This is a genomic window from Enterococcus dongliensis (assembly GCF_031927985.1).
Classification (GTDB): Bacteria; Bacillota; Bacilli; order Lactobacillales; family Enterococcaceae; genus Enterococcus_A; species Enterococcus_A dongliensis.
The window spans coordinates 179686-197838 of record NZ_JARPZC010000003.1 but is presented as its reverse complement, the minus strand read 5'-3'; the positions used below and the strand labels follow the sequence as shown (position 1 = coordinate 197838).

Genomic DNA, 18153 nt, shown 5'->3' with positions numbered 1-18153 from the left:
TTTTTGATTAAATTTTCATGATAATGCTCTCTTTTTTCTGAAAATTTCGGACAAATCTTTTGAATTTATTAGATTTTAGTCAGAAAATATCATGAGGGGGCAATGCTATGTTAGATAAAGAAGTATACAATCAATTATTTAAACCATCTTTTTCTCAAAAAACGCAAGTAACTTTTTGGGATGGTTCTGTCAAGGAGTATGGGAATACAGAGGGTGAAGTGATCTTTGAGATCATTTTTAATGAAAAGATTCCAGTGAAGGAATTAATCAGCAATGCTTCGTTGGCATTAGGTGAAGCATATATGGACAAGAAGATTGAGATCAAAGGTAATGTACAAGCATTGATCTATGATGTGTATAATCAAGCAAATGGTTTTTTCCATAATAATAATTTTAAAAAATGGATGCCAAAGGAAAAACACACGAAAAAACAATCAGCCCATGACATCCATAGTCACTATGATCTAGGAAATGATTTTTATGAAATGTGGTTAGATCGTACGCTGACTTACTCTTGTGCGTATTTCAAAACGCCAGAAGACACTTTGGAACAGGCACAAATCAATAAAGTCCATCATATTTTAGATAAACTGTTCATTCAGCCTAATGAGACTTTATTAGATATCGGATGCGGCTGGGGAACATTGATTTTGACTGCAGCAAAGGAATACCATGTAAAAGCTAAAGGAATTACTTTGAGTGAAGAACAATACCAACATATCCAAGAAGTTATTGCAAAAGAACATTTAGAAGAGATTGTTTCAGTTGAATTGATGGATTATCGTGATTTAAAAGGAACGTTTGATCATATCACAAGTGTTGGGATGTTTGAACATGTGGGTAATGAAAATCTACAAGAGTACTTCAATATCGTCAGTCAGCATTTAGCACCGAATGGAACAGCATTGATCCATGGAATCAGTCGCCAACAAGGTGGTGCAAAAAATGCCTGGATCAATCAATATATTTTCCCAGGTGGATATATTCCAGGAGTAACAGAATTAGTCGGACATATTACTGAAAATGATTTACAATTACTTGATCTTGAAAGTTTGCGCCGTGATTATCAATATACATTAGAACATTGGACAAAGAATTTTCATCAAGTAGCTGATAAAGTTATCGAACAAAAAGATGAAGCCTTTTATCGTATGTGGGATTTATATCTGCAAGCATGTGCGGCATCGTTCCAAGCAAGTAATATCGATGTCATTCAATATTTATTGGTTCATCCGAATAACAATACGATTCCGATGCATCGGAATGTTTAAGAAACGGCAATGCCGTTTCTTTTTTTGTTGAAAAATTCATTTGATTACCAAAGTAATTTTATAGTAGAATAAGTCAGATGAATTCGATAATAATGATTAATTTTTAGTTAATTAAAAAAATGTTGTTGCATTCAAAAAAAAAATAAGATATAGTTTGAACATCAAATGATTTGATAATCAAACTAATTAGGTGAGGACATGGAAAAAAACTGGGAAGAATTAAATACCTATTTAGTTTCAATTTTCAATGACGTATTGTCGATTGAAGAAAATGAACTAAAGAAGTCACAATTTAGTGATTTAACAATCACAGAGATGCATACTATTGATGCCATTGGGATGTATAAGAAAAAAACGACGACAGAAGTCGCAAGAGAACTGCTAGTAACTGTCGGCACACTGACGACCTCGATTAATCGGTTAGTGAAAAAAGGCTACGTAGAACGTATTCGCAGTGAAGATGATCGTCGGGTAGTCAAACTTGGCTTGACTAAAAAAGGGCGATTGGTCTTTCGAATCCATCAGCATTTTCATCATGAAATGGTCAAAAGTGCGATTAAAGATTTGAATGAAGAAGAACAAGAAGTATTCTTAAAAGCACTAGTGAATCTCTATAGTTACTTAGAAGGGATTAAATGAGTATGAGTTTCGGAAAAATCATTGCGACAGCTCGTTACTTGCCTGAAAAAATCGTGACTAATGATGACTTAGCCGAATGGTTGGATACTTCAGACGAATGGATTCAATCACGGACAGGAATCAAACAGCGACACATTGCAGAGGCAGAAAATACTTCAGATATGTGTAGTCAAGTAGCTAAAAAATTGGTTGATCATACCACGATTGATCCATTGAGCCTAGACTTTATTATCGTTGCTACAATGTCACCAGATTACACTTCACCTTCTGTTGCCTGTCAAGTTCAAGGACAAATCGGTGCAACGCAAGCAATGGCTTTTGATGTAACAGCTGCTTGTGCAGGATTTGTTTATGCCTTGGCCACAGCAGAAAATTTCATCCGCGGAGGTATGCGACGTGGAATCGTCATTGGTGGAGAGAAGACTTCAAAACTATTAGATTGGCACGATCGTTCATCAGCCGTTCTTTTCGGCGATGGTGCAGCGGGTGTTTTATTAGAAGCAACAGAAGAACCTTCTATTATAAAGCAAATGCTGCGAGCGGATGGTAAGCAATCCCAGGCTTTGACTGCCGGGTATCATGCAAACAAAAATATTTTTCATGAGGAAACTGAGACTAGCCCAGCACTTACAATGGATGGTCGCGGTATCTGGAACTTTGCCTTAAATGATGTCACCAAAAGTTTGAAAGAATTTGTTGGAGAGGAATCAGTCGATTATTACCTGCTCCATCAAGCAAATAAACGAATCATTGAAAAAATTGCACGCAAAATGAGTGAACCCCTTGAAAAATTCCCTATGAATTTGATGAACTACGGAAATACCTCAGCAGCGAGCATTCCAATTTTATTGGATGAACTTGTTGAAACAAAACAGTTATCCTTAAATGGAAAACAAAAAATAGTATTGACAGGCTATGGCGGTGGTTTGGCATGGGGCAACCTGCTGATCCAACTGTAAGTTTGTTAAAAATATAAAATTAAAACTTAAACTATCGGAGGAACCAACTTATGACATTCGAAAAAATTCAAGACATCATCGTAGAAGAACTAGGAGTAGAAAAAGACGAAGTAAAATTAGACACGAACATCCAAGAAGATTTAGAAGCAGATAGCTTGGATTTATTCCAAATCATCAACGAAATCGAAGACGAATTTGATGTGAAAATTGAAACAGAAGATGGCATCACAACCGTGAAAGATTTAGTTGAATATGTTGAGAAACAACAAAACGCTTAATAAATAAAATTTTTGGGAATGGCTAGGCATAAGGCCTGGCCTTTCCTGCTATTAGGAGACGATCATGAAAACAGCATTCTTGTTCAGCGGTCAAGGCGCTCAATATAATGGAATGGGCAAAGAATTGTACCAGCAAGAAAAAATTGTGAGAGAAACATTTGAAGAGGCCAGTGATCTGCTAGGTTTTTCGATGGAAGAGCTATGTTTTGAAGACAATGAGCGATTAAACGAAACGAAATATACTCAGCCTGCCATTTTAACAGTTAGTACGGCTTTTTTTCGAGTGTTAACTGAAAAAGGGTATTCCCCAGATGCAGTCGCTGGATTAAGTCTAGGTGAATATACAGCCTTAGTCGCTTCTGGTGCATTGCCATTTAACGAGGCGGTCCCACTTGTTCATCAGCGCGGGCAGTTTATGAGTGAGGCGGCACCAACAGGTAGCGGGAAAATGGTGGCAGTGATGAACACTGCAGCCGAAGTGATTGAAGATTGTTGCCAACAAGCCGCTGAAATCGGGATTGTTTCACCAGCAAACTATAATACTCCGCAACAGATCGTGATTGGCGGTGAAGTCGCTGCAGTCGAAAAAGCGGAAGAGTTATTACAAGCAGCTGGAACAAAACGACTGATTCCATTGAATGTCAGCGGGCCATTCCATACGGCGTTATTAGAACCTGCCAGTCGACGTTTGAAAGAAGTATTGGAAACAATTGCGTTTGCTAAAATGCAAATACCGGTGATTTCTAATACGACGGCTAAAGTCATGCCACAAGATGAAATCGTCTCGTTATTGACCAAACAAGTAATGTCGCCTGTTCGTTTTAGTGACAGCATTGCTACGTTAAAAGAATTAGGTATCTCACGAGTAATCGAAATTGGTCCAGGCAAAACGCTGACGGGCTTCATGAAAAAAATTGACCGCTCATTAGCTACCAGTCACGTAGAAGATGTGAAATCTTTAGCTGATACGCTCCTTTTTTAAATTAGAAATCTCATTATTTTCTTGGAAAGAAATGTAAAATCACAGGGGGTCCGGATGGAATTAACGAATAAAACAGTATTTATTACCGGTAGTAGTCGGGGCATTGGATGGGGCATTGCGCAAGCATTTGCACAAGCAGGCGCAAACATCGTGTTAAATGGACGAAAAGCGATATCGACAGATAAAATTGCTGAGATTGAAGCTTTTGGCGTAAAATGCGTCAGCATTTGTGGAGATATCAGTTCGTTTGATGAAGCAGGAAAAATGATTAAAGAATGTGAAGAGACGATTGGTTCGATCGATATTTTAATCAATAATGCCGGTATTACTAAAGATCAACTGCTTTTACGAATGAAACCCGAGGATTTTGATGCTGTTATGGCGGTCAATTTGAAGGGAACCTTCAATATGACTCAGCAAGTATTAAAAAAAATGATGAAAAAACGGGTAGGAGCTATTATCAACCTTTCCAGTGTAGTAGGTGTGATCGGAAATGTTGGACAAAGCAATTACGCGGCAAGTAAAGCAGGTGTGATCGGATTCACTAAAGCTGTAGCAAAAGAAGTTGCTCCGCGAGGAATTACTTGCAATGCGATCGCTCCAGGTTTTATCAAAACAGATATGACAAACGGGTTAAAAGAGAACGTCAAAGAACAGATGGAAGGCCAGATTCCGCTGAAATGTTTTGGCAGTGTGGCTGATGTGGCAAATGCTGCCCTATTTTTAGCACAAAATGGCTACATTACAGGACAAGTACTAAATGTTGATGGCGGAATGGTCATGTAAAGAAAGGACGGATAAAAATGAATCGTGTCGTAATTACAGGATTTGGCGTTGCCTCACCGATTGGTAATGATGAAGAAACATTTTTGAAAAATTTAAAAGAAGGAAATCATGGCTTTGGTCCGATTACACGATTTGATGCCAGTCAAACGGGAATCACATTGGCTGCAGAAGTCAAAGATTTCCCTTTAGAAAAATATTTTATAAAAAAAGATACGAAACGAATGGAAACTTACTCACTGTATGCGATCTATTCAGCGTTTGAAGCATTAAAGATGAGTGGAATTGATACCGAACAAGAGGATATGGAACGTTTTGGTGTAATGATTGGCTCAGGTGTGGGTGGTCTTGGAACGATCCAAGATCAAGTCTTGAAAATGGACGCAAAAGGTCCGGCCCGAGTTTCTCCGATGTTTGTTCCCTTAGCAATCGTCAATATGGCAGCAGGAAATGTAGCATTGCGAATTGGAGCAAAAGGTATTTGTACCAGCACAGTAACAGCTTGTGCTAGCGGAACGCACTCAATCGGTGAAGCTTTTCGCAACATCAAACATGGCTATTCAGATGTAATCATTGCAGGTGGAGCGGAATCATGTATCAACAAAATCGGCATCTCAGGATTTGCGGCCTTGACGGCGTTAAGTACCTCAGAAGATCCTCAACGAGCATCTATTCCATTTGATACTAAGCGTGATGGATTCGTTATGGGAGAAGGAGCAGGTGTCTTAGTTTTAGAATCGCTGGAACATGCACAAAAACGTGGAGCGAAGATTCTCGGTGAAATCGTGGGCTATGGAGCTACGTGTGATGCATACCATATGACGGCCCCATCACCAGACGGCGAAGGCGCGGCTCGTGCCATCAAAGAAGCCATCAAAGAAGCTGGAATTACACCGGCTGACGTGAATTATGTGAATGCTCATGGAACGAGTACACAGGCCAATGATAAAGCAGAAAGCCAGGCAATTGAAACAGCGTTAACTAAAAATGCCTATGTCAGCAGTACCAAGTCATTGACTGGTCATCTACTAGGCGGGGCTGGCGGTGTAGAAGCTATTGCATCTTTATTAGCGATCCAACACCAATTTATTCCGCCAACTGCCAATATTCAAGAAGTAGATCCAGAGATCAAAGCCAATATCGTTGTGAACGAAGCAAAAGAAACGCCAGTCAATTACGCAGTAAGTAATTCTTTAGGTTTTGGCGGTCACAATGCGGTGATCTGTTTGAAACGCTGGGAGGATTAACCATGGAAATCAAGGAAGTCAAAGAACTGCTGAATCAATTCAACGATTCCACATTAACTGAATTTGATTTAAAAGAAGGCAGTTTTGAATTATACATGAATAAAAATCAGACGAGCCGTCAAGTGGCAACTTCGACTCAAGCTGAATCAGTTGTAAAAACAGCAGCTGTTGAGTCCAACACAGCAAGTGACCAGCCTTTGGAAGTAGAGAAGACTTCAGTCGTTGAAAATAAAGGCCAAGTCATTACATCTCCAATCGTCGGAATCGTCTATTTACAACCTTCACCAGAACAAGATGCTTATAAATCAGTCGGTGATTCAGTAAAAAAAGGTGAGACGGTCTGTATCATTGAAGCAATGAAGCTATTAAATGAGATTACTAGTGATTTTGACGGTACGGTCACTGAGATTTTAGTAGAAAACGAAGAAGTCGTTGAATATGGTCAGCCATTGTTTCGAATTGACTAGTACCATTGTGTGAGAAAACTTATTAGTAAAATCAGGAGGAAACAATGTTAACAATCGAAGAAATCAAAGAAATCATCCCACATCGTTATCCGATGTTGTTGATCGACCGAGTAGAAGAATTAGACGCTGGAAAAAGCATTAAAGCCAAAAAAAATGTTTCTGTGAATGAACCATTTTTCCAAGGACATTTTCCTCACGAACCAGTAATGCCTGGCGTATTAATCGTTGAGGCCATGGCTCAAGCTGGAGCTGTCGCATTATTATCAATGGATGAATTTAAAGGGAAAACGGCTTACTTTGGCGGTATCGACAAAGCAAAATTCCGTAAGAAAGTTGTTCCAGGAGATACGTTAATTTTAGAAGTAGAATTAACAAAAGTTCGTTCATCAGCTGGTTGCGGCAAAGGAATCGTCTATGTCGATGGCAAAAAAGTAGCCGAAGCAGAACTAACCTTTATGATTGGATAGATGTCTATGTTTTCAAAAATTTTGATTGCCAATCGTGGCGAGATTGCGGTAAGAATCATCCGGGCGTGTCGTGAATTAGGAATTCAGACAGTGGCGGTTTATTCTGAAGCAGATAAAGAAGCACTGCACACAGAAATGGCGGATGAAGCAATTTGTATCGGTCCAGCTCGTTCAAGTGAGTCTTATTTGAATATGCAAGAAATTTTAAGCGCAGCAATCGTGACAAATGCTGAAGCGATTCATCCAGGATTTGGTTTTTTATCAGAAAACAGTTTATTTGCGACGATGTGTACGGAATGCAACATCAAGTTTATTGGACCAAGTGAAAAAACAATCGATTCGATGGGCAATAAAATCCATGCCCGCCAATTGATGAAACAAGCGGGAGTTCCAGTCATTCCAGGCAGTGATGGCGCAATCGCGACGCTAGAAGAAGCAGAAAAGTTAGCAGATACGATTGGTTATCCGGTGATGTTAAAAGCTGCAGCCGGCGGTGGCGGCAAGGGAATCCGCAAAGTGCCAAACAAAAGTGAACTTGAGCAGCATTTTTTATCGGCTAAATCTGAAGCCATGGCGGCTTTTGGTGATGACGCGATGTATATGGAAAAAATTATTTATCCAGCTCGCCATATTGAAGTACAAATTCTAGGGGATCAACAAGGAAACGTGATCCATTTAGGAGAACGAGATTGTTCGCTGCAACGAAACAATCAAAAAGTTTTAGAAGAAGCACCTTCTGTAGTGATTGGCGAAGAGACTCGCAAAATGTTGGGGGAAATCGCCGTGAAAGCGGGAAAAGCGGTGAACTATGAAAGTGCCGGAACAATCGAGTTTTTACGCGATGAAGCAGGAGATTTCTACTTTATGGAAATGAATACCCGTATTCAAGTAGAACATCCCATCACAGAGATGATTACAGGAATAGATATTGTAAAAAAACAAATCAAGATTGCCGCTGGAGAACCTTTAGGCTTAAAGCAATCCGATGTAGAATTTCAAGGCCATTCCATCGAGTGTCGAATCAATGCTGAAAATCCCGCCTTTAATTTCGCACCTTCACCGGGAAAAATTAACACTCTGCTATTACCAAGTGGCGGCTTAGGCCTACGAGTAGATAGTGCGATGTATAGCGGTGTAACGATCCCGCCTTATTATGATTCAATGATTGCAAAGATCATCGTTCATGGTGAAGATCGTTTTGATGCGCTAATGAAGATGCAGCGGGCTTTAGGTGAATTTGTATCAGAGGGTGTTATCACCAATGTGGAATTCCAAATGGATCTGATCAGTCACCCCAGTGTTTTGTTTGGCGATTATGATACAAGTTTTTTACAAAAAACATTTTTACCAGAGTGGCAACAAAGCGAGTAGGAGGAATTTAGGTGGGCCTTTTTAATAAGAAAAAAAACTACATTCGGATCAATCCTAACCGCGACAGTGCACCGACAACCAAACCAACGGTGCCTGATGATATGTGGGCAAAGTGTCCAAACTGTAAACGTACCTTATATAAAAAAGAAATACGTGCCGAGAAAGTTTGTCCGCATTGCAGCTACAGTTTTCGGATCAGTGCATGGGAACGTTTAGCACTGACGATCGATGAAAAAAGTTTTGTTGATTGGGATAACCAGTTAGAACAGAAAAATCCAATTGATTTTCCTGATTATTCAGCAAAAATTACTGTTACTAAAGAAAAAACAGGATTAGATGAAGCAGTATTGACTGGAAAAGCGGCCATCAACGATCATGCGGTTGGAATCGGTGTAATGGATGCTAATTTTATTATGGGAAGCATGGGGACAGTTGTTGGTGAAAAAATTACTCGGCTTTTTGAAAAAGCCACGCTTGAAAAACTACCTGTGATTCTTTTTACCGCTTCAGGTGGAGCACGAATGCAAGAAGGGATTTTTTCATTGATGCAAATGGCAAAAATTTCTGCAGCAGTCAAACGTCATAGCAATGCTGGTCTACTCTACATCACAGTTTTGACTGATCCGACGACTGGTGGTGTCACAGCCAGTTTTGCAATGGAAGGGGATATCATCTTAGCAGAACCGCAATCGTTAGTAGGTTTTGCTGGACGCCGAGTGATTGAACAGACGATTCACCAGCAATTACCAGATGATTTTCAGAAAGCTGAATTTTTGTTGCACCATGGATTTATCGATCAAATTGTTCCGCGAACGGATCTACGTTCACGATTGACACAATTGGTTGCATTACATCAACAGAAAGGCTGGTGTGAATAATGAGCCTAACTGCTGGAGAAATTGTAAAATTAGCAAGACATCAAGATCGTTTGACCAGCCTGGATTATTTCGAAAAGATCTTTACTGATTTTCAAGAATTTCATGGCGATCGTTTATTCGGAGATGATCCAGCGATTGTTGGCGGTATCGCAAAACTTGCTGGAAAGCCCGTCACAGTTATCGGAATCCAAAAAGGGACTGATCTAAAAGAAAATATGCACCGTCATTTTGGTCAACCGAATCCAGAAGGCTACCGCAAAGCCTTGCGTTTAATGAAACAAGCCGAAAAATTCAATCGACCAGTGATCTGTCTAGTAAATACCCCAGGAGCATTCTGTGGAGTTGAAGCAGAAGAACGAGGCGAAGGAGAAGCAATCGCCCGGAACCTGTTGGAAATGTCTGATCTAAAAGTTCCAATCATTTCGATTATTACAGGCGAAGGCGGCAGTGGCGGTGCTTTAGCCTTAGCTTTGGCCGATGAAGTTTGGATGATGGAATATAGCATCTATGCGATTCTTTCGCCAGAAGGATTTGCTTCGATTCTTTGGAAAGATGGCAAACGAGCGGATGAAGCGGCGGAGTTGATGAAAATCACAGCAGCCGAACTATTGGAATTGACAGTTATTGACCGCGTGATCCCAGAAATGCTGAATGGAAAAAAACTCAGTGAAGATAAGATGATTCATATGATGAAAAAAGCACTGATTGAGAAACTCAATGAACTAACGAACTATTCTACTGAAGAACTAATTGAAAAAAGATACCAACGTTTTCGCAAGTTCTGAAGATCTAGCGACGGCTTTTGCCGTCGTTTTTTTATACTCTTATTTCACATAATAATTAATAATTATACATAAAAATATAGAAAATATGAAATAATATGCTATACTAGAAAAAAGTATTTGGAGGTAGGACTATGAAAAAAGGAATGAAGGTTGTTTTAGCGGGACTGGCTTTAGTTGTATTAACAGCATGTGGTAACAAAGAAGAAGCGGATAAATTAGACACGATTAAAGAAAAAGGAGTCATTAAGGTGGCAACTTCACCAGACTATGCACCATTTGGGTTTCACACAACAATTGATGGAAAAGACAAAATAGTTGGTGCAGATATTGAGATGACAGAAGCAATCGCAAAAAAAATGAATGTAAAAGTTGATTGGGTAGATATGAGTTTTAATGCAGTTTTAGCAGCTGCCAAAGAAGGCAAAGCAGATATTGCGGTTTCAGCGATTTCTGCTACGAGTGAGCGTGAAAAGAGCTTTGATTTTACTGCGGATTATTATACGACTCCGCAAGTTATCGTCATTAATAAACAAAACGCGGATACACTTACTTCGATTGATCAATTCACTAATAAACAAGTTGGTGCACAAAAGGGAACTATTCAAGAAAATATTGTGAAAGATCAACTGAAGAAAGCAAAATTAGTATCGATTGAAAAATTACCAAATATTTTTGTAGAAGTAAAAAATGGATCGTTAGATGGATTGGTCGTTGAAAAAACAGTGGCAGATGCTTATGTTAACAAGAATCCAGAACTGATGATTGCAAATGTTCCCTTGAAAAGTATGAAAGAAGATTCATTACGTATTGCCGTGCCAAAAGGGAATAAAAAATTAGTGAAAGAGTTAAATAAACAAATTAACGAACTAAAAGAAGCTGGGGCCATTGAAAAAATGGTCAAAGCGAATAACCAATTGAAATGAGATCTACCTTGTTGAAATATTTATACATCATAAAACTGAATATATACAATATATAATGGGAAATTCAAAAAAAATCCAATATTTATGCAACAAATTGCTTGTTTTATGAAAATTCCATGCTATAATGAATTCATCAAAAAAAGTTTTCAAAAATAAGCGATTAGTTTTCGGTCTGACAAAAGAGCAAGTAAACTAATAGATAGCTCATTATTTTTGAATAAATGTGTAAAACAATTAGGAGGAAACAGGATGAAAAAGATTACCGGCTTAGTTATGACATTAGTAGCACTAGTTACTTTAGCAGCGTGTGGTGGAGGCAATGATAAATCAGCAGATTCATCATCAAAAGAAAAAACTGAAGATCAATTAGCAGCAATCAAAAAAGCAGGCGTGTTAAAAGTAGCGACTTCAGCTGACTATGCACCATTTGAGTTCCATACAATGGTAGATGGCAAAGATAAAATTGTTGGAGCAGATATTGATTTAGTGAATGAAATCGCCAAAGAATTAGGTGTTAAAGCAGAAATATCTGACATGAGTTTCAATACGGTTTTGGCTTCATTGAAAAAAGGTGAATCTGACATTGCGATCTCAGCAATTTCAGCAACAAAAGAACGTAAAGAACAATTCAACTTTACTGATAACTATTACAACCCACCACAAGTTTTGATTATCAACAAAAAAAATCAAGGTGCATTCACTAGCTTAGCTACTTTAAAAGATAAAAATGTTGGTGCACAAAAAGGATCGATTCAAGAAGGTATCGTAAAAACACAAATCAAAAATGCTAAACTTGTTTCAATCGAAAAAGTACCTAATATGGTAGTTGAAGTGAACAGCGGTTCTTTAGATGCAATGGTTGTAGAAAAAACAATCGCTGAATCGTATGTAGAACAAAATCCAGAATTGATGATTGCAGACATTGAATTGGAACCATCAGAAGATGAAGCTTTTGCTATTGCGTTGCCAAAAGGCAGTGATGAATTACAAACAGAATTAAACAAAATCATCAAAAAGCTAAGTGATGAAGGCAAGATCGATGAATATGTACAAAAAAATCATGAGATAGCCGAAAAATCAGCAGAATAGAGGGAATAAGCATTGAACTTTTCATTTTTAGATAAATACTTATCTTACTTTGCTTCAGGTGCTGGTATCACGGTGATCATCTCACTGGTTACAGTTATATTAGGGACATTGATTGGATTAGCGATGGCTCTGTTAAAGCTTTCTAAACACAAACCGTTAAATTGGTTGGCCAATATCTACATCGAAGTGCTTCGCGGCACTCCGATGTTATTGCAAATCATGATCGGTTTTTTGGTTTTACAAGGATTGTTTCCATCAAAAGATTTGGCTGTAGGTGTATTAACTGTTGATTTGGGACGTTTATTTCCAGGGATGATTGTATTGTCACTAAATTCAGGTGCCTATGTGGCAGAAATCATTCGTGGTGGTATCACTGCTGTAAATTATGGTCAAACAGAAGCGGCTCATTCATTAGGCTTACGACCAGCACAAACGATGCGTTATGTTATTTTGCCCCAGGCTTTGCGCAATATTTTACCGCCTTTAGGGAATGAATTTATTACATTGATCAAAGATTCTTCATTATTGACGGCAATCGGGATCAATGAATTGATGGGTTCTGCTCAAATCGTTATCTCAAATTCTTACATTCCATTAGAACCTTATTTTATCGCCGCTGCGCTTTATTTTGTGATGACGTTTGTCACTTCTCGGCTGCTTAATTTATGGGAGAAAAAACTTGGAAAAGGATATCAAAGATAACGTGAGAGGTGAAAAATAATGACAGAAGCATTGATTCAAATCGAACATTTAAATAAAAAATTTGGCGATAATGAAGTTCTGAAAGATATATCAGCAGAGATTGTTCCAGGCGAAGTGGTCGTAATTATTGGACCGTCGGGTTCGGGAAAAAGTACATTTTTACGATGTGTCAATCTGTTAGAAGTTCCAACATCTGGTTCAATCAGATTTGAAGGAATTGATATCACAGATAAAAAGACCGACATTTTCAAAACGCGGGAAAAAATGGGCATGGTTTTCCAACAATTTAATTTGTTCCCAAATATGACAGTTTTAGACAATATCACGTTATCACCAATCAAAGTTAAAGGATTGACAAAAGCGGCTGCGGAAAAAATTGCCAAAGAACTGTTGGAAAAAGTTGGCTTGTCTGAAAAAGCCGATGCCTATCCACAATCTTTATCAGGTGGGCAACAACAACGGATTGCAATCGCCCGTGCGTTAGCGATGCAACCAGATGTAATGCTCTTTGATGAACCGACTTCAGCGCTGGATCCAGAAATGGTCGGCGATGTCTTGCAGGTAATGCAGCAATTAGCTAAAGAAGGCATGACTATGATGATTGTAACCCATGAAATGGGCTTTGCTAAAGAAGTTGGGGATCGTGTGATCTTCATGGACGGTGGCGTGATTGTCGAAGAAGGTACGCCTGAAGAAGTGTTTGATCAAACAAAAAATGCACGAACAATCGATTTTCTATCAAAAGTATTATAAAATAGATGAGACTAGGCAAAGAAAGCCTAGTCTTTTTTTAAACCTTTAGAGTCAAATGTAGAGTTTTCAAAAAAATTGCGTTATAATCAGGTTTTGTAGAAGTATAAATAAAGTTATAGGAGTTGCCATGTTAGATAAATTCAAACCAACGTGGATGGTCGAAGCCATTTATCAAATAACCCCGGAACAATTAAAAGCTCATGGATTCAAAGCGGTCTTGACGGATTTAGACAATACGCTGATTGCTTGGAACAATCCTAACGGTACAAAAGAGCTGCTTGATTGGTTAAAAATGATGGATGAAGCGGGTATTCCTGTAGTCGTCGTTTCAAATAACAAAGCCAGTCGTGTGGCGCAAGCGTTAGAAAGTTTCCAATTAGATTTCGTCTCACGGGCAATGAAACCTTTTTCAGTGGGGATAAAAAATGCTCAAGAACAACTGGGAATGACCCAAGAGGAGATCGTCATGATTGGTGATCAACTGATGACAGATATTCGTGGCGCGAGTGCGGCAGGTATCCGTAGCATTCTTGTCCAGCCAATCGTTGATACAGATGGTTGGAACACAAGAATCAATCGCTTTTTTGAACGTCGTGTGATGCATATTTTACTGCGCAAAGATCCTGAGATGAAATGGAAGAGTGAATTATAAATGGAAGAAGAATTATTTTGTATCGGCTGTGGCGCTAAAATTCAAACAGAGCAACCGGATAAATTGGGGTATACTCCGCAATCAGCTTTAGAAAAAGGATTAGCAAATGGAGAAGTATATTGTCAACGCTGTTTTCGCTTACGACACTATAACGAGATTCAAGATGTTTCGTTGACAGACGATGATTTTTTACGCTTATTGAATGAACTAGGCAAAGCAGATGCATTGATTGTCAATGTCGTTGATATTTTTGATTTCAATGGTTCATTGATTCCTGGCTTGCATCGGTTTGTCGGTGACAACCCTGTATTATTAGTCGGTAACAAAGTGGATTTGTTGCCGAAATCATTAAAAAGAGGGCGCTTGACTCAGTGGATGAGAGAACGTGCACACGAAGAAGGCTTACGACCAGTCGATATTTTGTTGGCTAGTGCACGTAAATCACATGAAATGAGTGAGCTATTAGAAAAAATCGAAGAATATCGAGATGGTCGGGATGTTTATGTCGTTGGTGTGACCAATGTCGGAAAATCAACATTAATCAATCAGATTATTAAACAAACAGCTGGTGTGCAAGATTTGATCACGACTTCGCAATTTCCAGGAACTACGTTAGATAAGATTGAGATTCCGTTGGATGATGGGCACTATCTCTTTGACACACCTGGGATTATCCACCGTCATCAAATGGCTCATTATCTTGGAAAAAAAGACCTAAAAATCATTGCACCGCATAAAGAAATCAAACCAAAAGTTTATCAATTGAATGCGGGTCAAACATTGTTCTTAGGCGGTTTAGCTCGTTTTGATTTCATTCAAGGCGATCGTGCCTCTTTTGTCGCATATGTTTCAAATGACATTGAACCCCATCGGACAAAACTAGAAAAAGCCGATGCTTTTTATGAAAAACATGTCGGTGGTTTATTACAGCCGCCACGACCAGATGAAGTAGCCGATTTTCCAGAGTTGGTTCGCTTTGAATTTTCAATCAAAGAAAAGACAGATATCGTCTTTGCTGGATTAGGTTGGGTAACTATAACCAAACCGGCAGTTGTAGCCGGCTGGGCACCTAAAGGAGTCGATGTTCTGACTCGCAAAGCATTAGTTTAAAGAAATTATCCAAATAAGGGGTGTATCAATGGAATTAAGAGGAAAGCAAAAACGGTTTTTACGGAGTCAAGCACATCATTTACAACCAATCTTTCAAATTGGCAAACATGGAGTAAATGAAGCGATGATCGTTCAAATCGCTGAAGCATTGGAAAAAAGAGAATTGATCAAAATCAGTTTATTACAAAATACTGATGAGATCGCAGAAGACGTAGCTCATATTTTAGAAGAAAAAACTACGTGCAAAGTCGTTCAAATCATTGGGCGAGTGTTAGTTTTGTACAAAGCATCAAGTAAAGAAAAGTATCAGAAAATATCAAAAGAGGTTCGCAGTATTTAATCTTGATTAAAAATGAGGAGGAATAACGAGTGTACCAAGATGTCTTAACGATTCCTAAAGTCGATCCGCTAACCGCAACTACCATGCCGAAAAAGCAAGTAGGATTGCTAGGAGGAAATTTTAATCCAATTCATCAAGCTCATCTAATGATTGCAGAACAGGTGGGACAAAAAATGGGATTAGATGAAGTACATCTGTTGCCAAGTTATTTACCGCCGCATGTAGATGAAAAGAAGACAATCGACAGCACACATCGTTTAGCGATGGTCAAACTGGCGATTGAAGACAATTCTTTTTTATCAGTTGATACAAGAGAACTTGCTCGCAAAGGAAAAAGTTATACAATTGACACGCTGTTGGAGATGACAGCAGAAAACCCTGAGATAGAATACTATTTTATTATCGGCGGAGATGAAGTTGCTTATCTGCCAAAATGGCATCGAATTGATGAATTGATTCGTATCGTTAATTTTGTAGGGGTTAAACGAGCCGGCTATACATTGGAAAGTCCTTATCCGATTATTTGGGTAGATGTTCCGGAAATCCAATTGTCATCTTCTTATATTCGTAAACAAGTCAAACAAGGATGTTCCATTCGTTATCTTGTGCCTGAGCGGGTACGAGAATATATTGCGGAAGAAGGATTGTATCTTGATGAATTATAGTGCTGATTATACGGCAATGGATCGTGAAGCTTTGATGCAAGCTGTTCAGATGCGTATGAGTGAGCGACGCTTTACCCATGTTTTAGGGGTGGAAGAAACGGCGGTTGCTTTAGCAAAACGTTTTGGAGGATCTATAGAAAAAGCAAGCATTGCTGCGTTGGTCCATGATTATGCAAAAGAGCGTACGGATGAAGAATTTCAGTTAGCTATCGAGCAAGGTCCTTATGAAAATAAAACAGAATTATTAAAATACGGCAATGCCATCTGGCACGGACTTGTTGGGGCATACTTTGTCGCACAGGAGTTAACTATTACCGATGAGGAAATCTTAGACGCTATTCGTTTACATACTACTGGAGCAGCGGAGATGTCTTTATTGGCCAAGATCATTTATGTAGCAGATTATATCGAACCTGGTAGAAAGTTTCCTGGTGTCGAGGATGCACGGGTGATCGCATTTAATGATTTGGATCAAGCAGTTGCATTCGAAACCAAACACACACTTCTTCATTTGATTGAAGGGGAGAACCTCATTTACCCCAAGACACTTGAAACGTATAATCGTTGGGTGTGCGGGTTAGAATAGAATTTTTTGTTAGAGGCGTTCTTTTCATTGGAAGATGATCTGAACAAGCAAGTATAGTTTCACATAATAAGGAGGAGAATTATCATAGATAGTAAAAATATGTTAGAAATCGCCGTGAAGGCAGCCGATTCAAAACGAGCGACGGATATCGTAGCGTTGAATGTTTCAGAAGTTTCATTATTGGCCGATTATTTTATGATTTGTTCAGCTAATTCTGATCGTCAAATTAATGCAATCGTAGAGGCGATCATTGATAAAGAAGAAGAAGCGCAAGTAGAGGTTAAACGAGTTGAAGGAAAAGATGGTGGAAAATGGGTCTTGATCGACTTAGGAGATGTCATCGTTCATGTCTTCAGTGCTTCTGAACGCGAATTTTATAATTTAGAGAAATTATGGTCAGATGCTCCGCTTGAAAACATCGAGGCTTGGTTAGATTAATGGCCTATGAGACGTTTGCCTTTGTTTATGACGAAGTGATGGATGAATCATTGTATCAGCAATGGCTAGATTTTTCTTTGCGCCGTTTACCACAGACGACCAACCAAATTTTAGAACTGGCTTGCGGAACAGGTGCGTTAGCCGTAGAATTTGCTAAAAATGGATTTGAAGTCACTGGCTTAGATCTGTCAGAAGAAATGCTGACATTGGCGAGTGATCGTGCTATCCAAGAAGAAGTTTCCATCAATTGGGTTGCCGGAGATATGTTGGATCTGACTGATATCGGCACCTATCAAGCAGTGACTTGTTTTTCTGATTCGCTTTGCTATATGCAAAACGCGACTCAAGTCAAACAAGTTTTTGCCGGGGTCTATCAATTATTAAAAGATTCTGGAACATTTATTTTTGATGTTCATTCGACGTATCAGATTGATGAAGTCTTTCCCGAATATAGTTTTCACGATCAAACAGAAGACTTTGCTTTTTTATGGGATAGTTATTCTGGAGAGGTAGAACACAGTATTGAGCATTTTTTGACTTTCTTTGTAAAAAAAGCAGGCACGCAATTTGAACGCTTTGATGAATTACACAAAGAGCGGACTTATCCATTAGATAAATATCAAAAAATGTTGACTGAAATTGGCTTCAAAGTTGAAGTTTTTGCAGATTTCACAGATGAGAGTCCTAATAAGACAAGTAAACGCTGGTTTTTTGTCTGCCAAAAATAGCCGAGAGCAATCTCGGTTTTTTTGTTACGAGAAAGGAGTG

General features: G+C 38.8%; 23 protein-coding genes. All 23 read left to right on the top strand.

The window, feature by feature from the left end; genetic code table 11:
- Positions 1–107 precede the first annotated feature (107 nt).
- Complete coding sequence (locus P7D84_RS03975) at positions 108–1271, top strand: class I SAM-dependent methyltransferase (protein ID WP_311805108.1); 1164 nt, start codon at positions 108–110, stop codon at positions 1269–1271.
- Positions 1272–1469: 198 nt separating this feature from the next.
- Positions 1470–1910: a fatty acid biosynthesis transcriptional regulator FabT gene (gene fabT, locus P7D84_RS03970; RefSeq protein WP_311800158.1), complete on the top strand. Its 441-nt coding sequence runs from the start codon at positions 1470–1472 to the stop codon at positions 1908–1910.
- On the top strand, positions 1907–2869 hold the full coding sequence (locus P7D84_RS03965) for a beta-ketoacyl-ACP synthase III (RefSeq protein ID WP_311805106.1): 963 nt from the start codon (positions 1907–1909) through the stop codon (positions 2867–2869). The genes fabT and P7D84_RS03965 overlap by 4 nt, the downstream gene beginning before the upstream one ends.
- 50 nt (positions 2870–2919) lie before the next feature.
- On the top strand, positions 2920–3147 hold the full coding sequence (locus P7D84_RS03960; protein ID WP_311800155.1) for an acyl carrier protein: 228 nt from the start codon (positions 2920–2922) through the stop codon (positions 3145–3147).
- A gap of 64 nt (positions 3148–3211) precedes the next feature.
- Positions 3212–4129: an ACP S-malonyltransferase gene (fabD, locus tag P7D84_RS03955; protein WP_311805104.1), complete on the top strand. Its 918-nt coding sequence runs from the start codon at positions 3212–3214 to the stop codon at positions 4127–4129.
- Positions 4130–4183: 54 nt separating this feature from the next.
- Positions 4184–4915: a 3-oxoacyl-[acyl-carrier-protein] reductase gene (gene fabG, locus P7D84_RS03950; RefSeq protein WP_311805102.1), complete on the top strand. Its 732-nt coding sequence runs from the start codon at positions 4184–4186 to the stop codon at positions 4913–4915.
- Positions 4916–4932: 17 nt separating this feature from the next.
- On the top strand, positions 4933–6159 hold the full coding sequence (gene fabF, locus P7D84_RS03945; protein ID WP_311805100.1) for a beta-ketoacyl-ACP synthase II: 1227 nt from the start codon (positions 4933–4935) through the stop codon (positions 6157–6159).
- Positions 6160–6161: 2 nt separating this feature from the next.
- Entirely contained in the window at positions 6162–6626 is a 465-nt protein-coding gene (gene accB, locus P7D84_RS03940; RefSeq protein WP_311805099.1) for an acetyl-CoA carboxylase biotin carboxyl carrier protein, read from the top strand.
- Between the two features lie 44 nt (positions 6627–6670).
- Entirely contained in the window at positions 6671–7093 is a 423-nt protein-coding gene (gene fabZ, locus P7D84_RS03935) for a 3-hydroxyacyl-ACP dehydratase FabZ (protein WP_311805098.1), read from the top strand.
- A gap of 6 nt (positions 7094–7099) precedes the next feature.
- Entirely contained in the window at positions 7100–8464 is a 1365-nt protein-coding gene (locus tag P7D84_RS03930) for an acetyl-CoA carboxylase biotin carboxylase subunit (protein ID WP_311805097.1), read from the top strand.
- A gap of 11 nt (positions 8465–8475) precedes the next feature.
- Positions 8476–9342 carry an acetyl-CoA carboxylase, carboxyltransferase subunit beta gene (gene accD, locus P7D84_RS03925; protein ID WP_311805096.1) on the top strand — a complete coding sequence of 289 codons (867 nt, stop codon included), beginning with the start codon at positions 8476–8478 and terminating at the stop codon, positions 9340–9342.
- The gene (locus P7D84_RS03920; protein ID WP_311805095.1) at positions 9342–10127 is read left to right on the top strand and encodes an acetyl-CoA carboxylase carboxyl transferase subunit alpha; all 786 of its coding nucleotides are present in this window, start codon (positions 9342–9344) and stop codon (positions 10125–10127) included. Before accD ends, P7D84_RS03920 begins: the two co-directional genes overlap by 1 nt.
- Positions 10128–10258: 131 nt before the next feature.
- On the top strand, positions 10259–11050 hold the full coding sequence (locus P7D84_RS03915; protein ID WP_311805094.1) for a transporter substrate-binding domain-containing protein: 792 nt from the start codon (positions 10259–10261) through the stop codon (positions 11048–11050).
- A gap of 249 nt (positions 11051–11299) precedes the next feature.
- Entirely contained in the window at positions 11300–12139 is an 840-nt protein-coding gene (locus tag P7D84_RS03910) for a transporter substrate-binding domain-containing protein (RefSeq protein ID WP_311800144.1), read from the top strand.
- A 12-nt stretch (positions 12140–12151) separates the two neighbouring features.
- On the top strand, positions 12152–12841 hold the full coding sequence (locus tag P7D84_RS03905; RefSeq protein ID WP_311800143.1) for an amino acid ABC transporter permease: 690 nt from the start codon (positions 12152–12154) through the stop codon (positions 12839–12841).
- Between the two features lie 18 nt (positions 12842–12859).
- Complete coding sequence (locus P7D84_RS03900; RefSeq protein ID WP_311800142.1) at positions 12860–13594, top strand: amino acid ABC transporter ATP-binding protein; 735 nt, start codon at positions 12860–12862, stop codon at positions 13592–13594.
- A gap of 127 nt (positions 13595–13721) precedes the next feature.
- Entirely contained in the window at positions 13722–14246 is a 525-nt protein-coding gene (locus P7D84_RS03895; protein ID WP_311800141.1) for a YqeG family HAD IIIA-type phosphatase, read from the top strand.
- Positions 14247–15356 carry a ribosome biogenesis GTPase YqeH gene (gene yqeH / locus P7D84_RS03890; RefSeq protein WP_311805092.1) on the top strand — a complete coding sequence of 370 codons (1110 nt, stop codon included), beginning with the start codon at positions 14247–14249 and terminating at the stop codon, positions 15354–15356.
- 28 nt (positions 15357–15384) lie between these two features.
- On the top strand, positions 15385–15696 hold the full coding sequence (gene yhbY, locus P7D84_RS03885; protein WP_311800139.1) for a ribosome assembly RNA-binding protein YhbY: 312 nt from the start codon (positions 15385–15387) through the stop codon (positions 15694–15696).
- Positions 15697–15725: 29 nt separating this feature from the next.
- A complete protein-coding gene (locus P7D84_RS03880; RefSeq protein WP_376713392.1) occupies positions 15726–16361 on the top strand; it encodes a nicotinate-nucleotide adenylyltransferase in 636 nt (211 codons plus the stop codon).
- Positions 16351–16947: a bis(5'-nucleosyl)-tetraphosphatase (symmetrical) YqeK gene (gene yqeK, locus P7D84_RS03875; RefSeq protein WP_311800255.1), complete on the top strand. Its 597-nt coding sequence runs from the start codon at positions 16351–16353 to the stop codon at positions 16945–16947. Before P7D84_RS03880 ends, yqeK begins: the two co-directional genes overlap by 11 nt.
- An 81-nt stretch (positions 16948–17028) precedes the next feature.
- Complete coding sequence (gene rsfS, locus P7D84_RS03870; RefSeq protein WP_311800254.1) at positions 17029–17385, top strand: ribosome silencing factor; 357 nt, start codon at positions 17029–17031, stop codon at positions 17383–17385.
- Complete coding sequence (locus tag P7D84_RS03865; RefSeq protein ID WP_311805090.1) at positions 17385–18113, top strand: class I SAM-dependent DNA methyltransferase; 729 nt, start codon at positions 17385–17387, stop codon at positions 18111–18113. Before rsfS ends, P7D84_RS03865 begins: the two co-directional genes overlap by 1 nt.
- The last annotated feature ends 40 nt before the right edge of the window (positions 18114–18153 follow it).

Coding starts and splice junctions, on each gene's coding strand:
- fabF (WP_311805100.1), top strand. CDS start 4,933: ATGAATCGTGTCGTAATTACAGGATTTGGCGTTGCCTCACCGATTGGT.
- accB (WP_311805099.1), top strand. CDS start 6,162: ATGGAAATCAAGGAAGTCAAAGAACTGCTGAATCAATTCAACGATTCC.
- yhbY (WP_311800139.1), top strand. CDS start 15,385: ATGGAATTAAGAGGAAAGCAAAAACGGTTTTTACGGAGTCAAGCACAT.
- P7D84_RS03920 (WP_311805095.1), top strand. CDS start 9,342: ATGAGCCTAACTGCTGGAGAAATTGTAAAATTAGCAAGACATCAAGAT.
- fabT (WP_311800158.1), top strand. CDS start 1,470: ATGGAAAAAAACTGGGAAGAATTAAATACCTATTTAGTTTCAATTTTC.
- fabZ (WP_311805098.1), top strand. CDS start 6,671: ATGTTAACAATCGAAGAAATCAAAGAAATCATCCCACATCGTTATCCG.
- P7D84_RS03930 (WP_311805097.1), top strand. CDS start 7,100: ATGTTTTCAAAAATTTTGATTGCCAATCGTGGCGAGATTGCGGTAAGA.
- P7D84_RS03960 (WP_311800155.1), top strand. CDS start 2,920: ATGACATTCGAAAAAATTCAAGACATCATCGTAGAAGAACTAGGAGTA.
- yqeK (WP_311800255.1), top strand. CDS start 16,351: ATGAATTATAGTGCTGATTATACGGCAATGGATCGTGAAGCTTTGATG.
- fabG (WP_311805102.1), top strand. CDS start 4,184: ATGGAATTAACGAATAAAACAGTATTTATTACCGGTAGTAGTCGGGGC.
- P7D84_RS03865 (WP_311805090.1), top strand. CDS start 17,385: ATGGCCTATGAGACGTTTGCCTTTGTTTATGACGAAGTGATGGATGAA.
- P7D84_RS03910 (WP_311800144.1), top strand. CDS start 11,300: ATGAAAAAGATTACCGGCTTAGTTATGACATTAGTAGCACTAGTTACT.
- yqeH (WP_311805092.1), top strand. CDS start 14,247: ATGGAAGAAGAATTATTTTGTATCGGCTGTGGCGCTAAAATTCAAACA.
- P7D84_RS03895 (WP_311800141.1), top strand. CDS start 13,722: ATGTTAGATAAATTCAAACCAACGTGGATGGTCGAAGCCATTTATCAA.
- fabD (WP_311805104.1), top strand. CDS start 3,212: ATGAAAACAGCATTCTTGTTCAGCGGTCAAGGCGCTCAATATAATGGA.
- P7D84_RS03915 (WP_311805094.1), top strand. CDS start 10,259: ATGAAAAAAGGAATGAAGGTTGTTTTAGCGGGACTGGCTTTAGTTGTA.
- P7D84_RS03900 (WP_311800142.1), top strand. CDS start 12,860: ATGACAGAAGCATTGATTCAAATCGAACATTTAAATAAAAAATTTGGC.
- P7D84_RS03975 (WP_311805108.1), top strand. CDS start 108: ATGTTAGATAAAGAAGTATACAATCAATTATTTAAACCATCTTTTTCT.
- P7D84_RS03965 (WP_311805106.1), top strand. CDS start 1,907: ATGAGTATGAGTTTCGGAAAAATCATTGCGACAGCTCGTTACTTGCCT.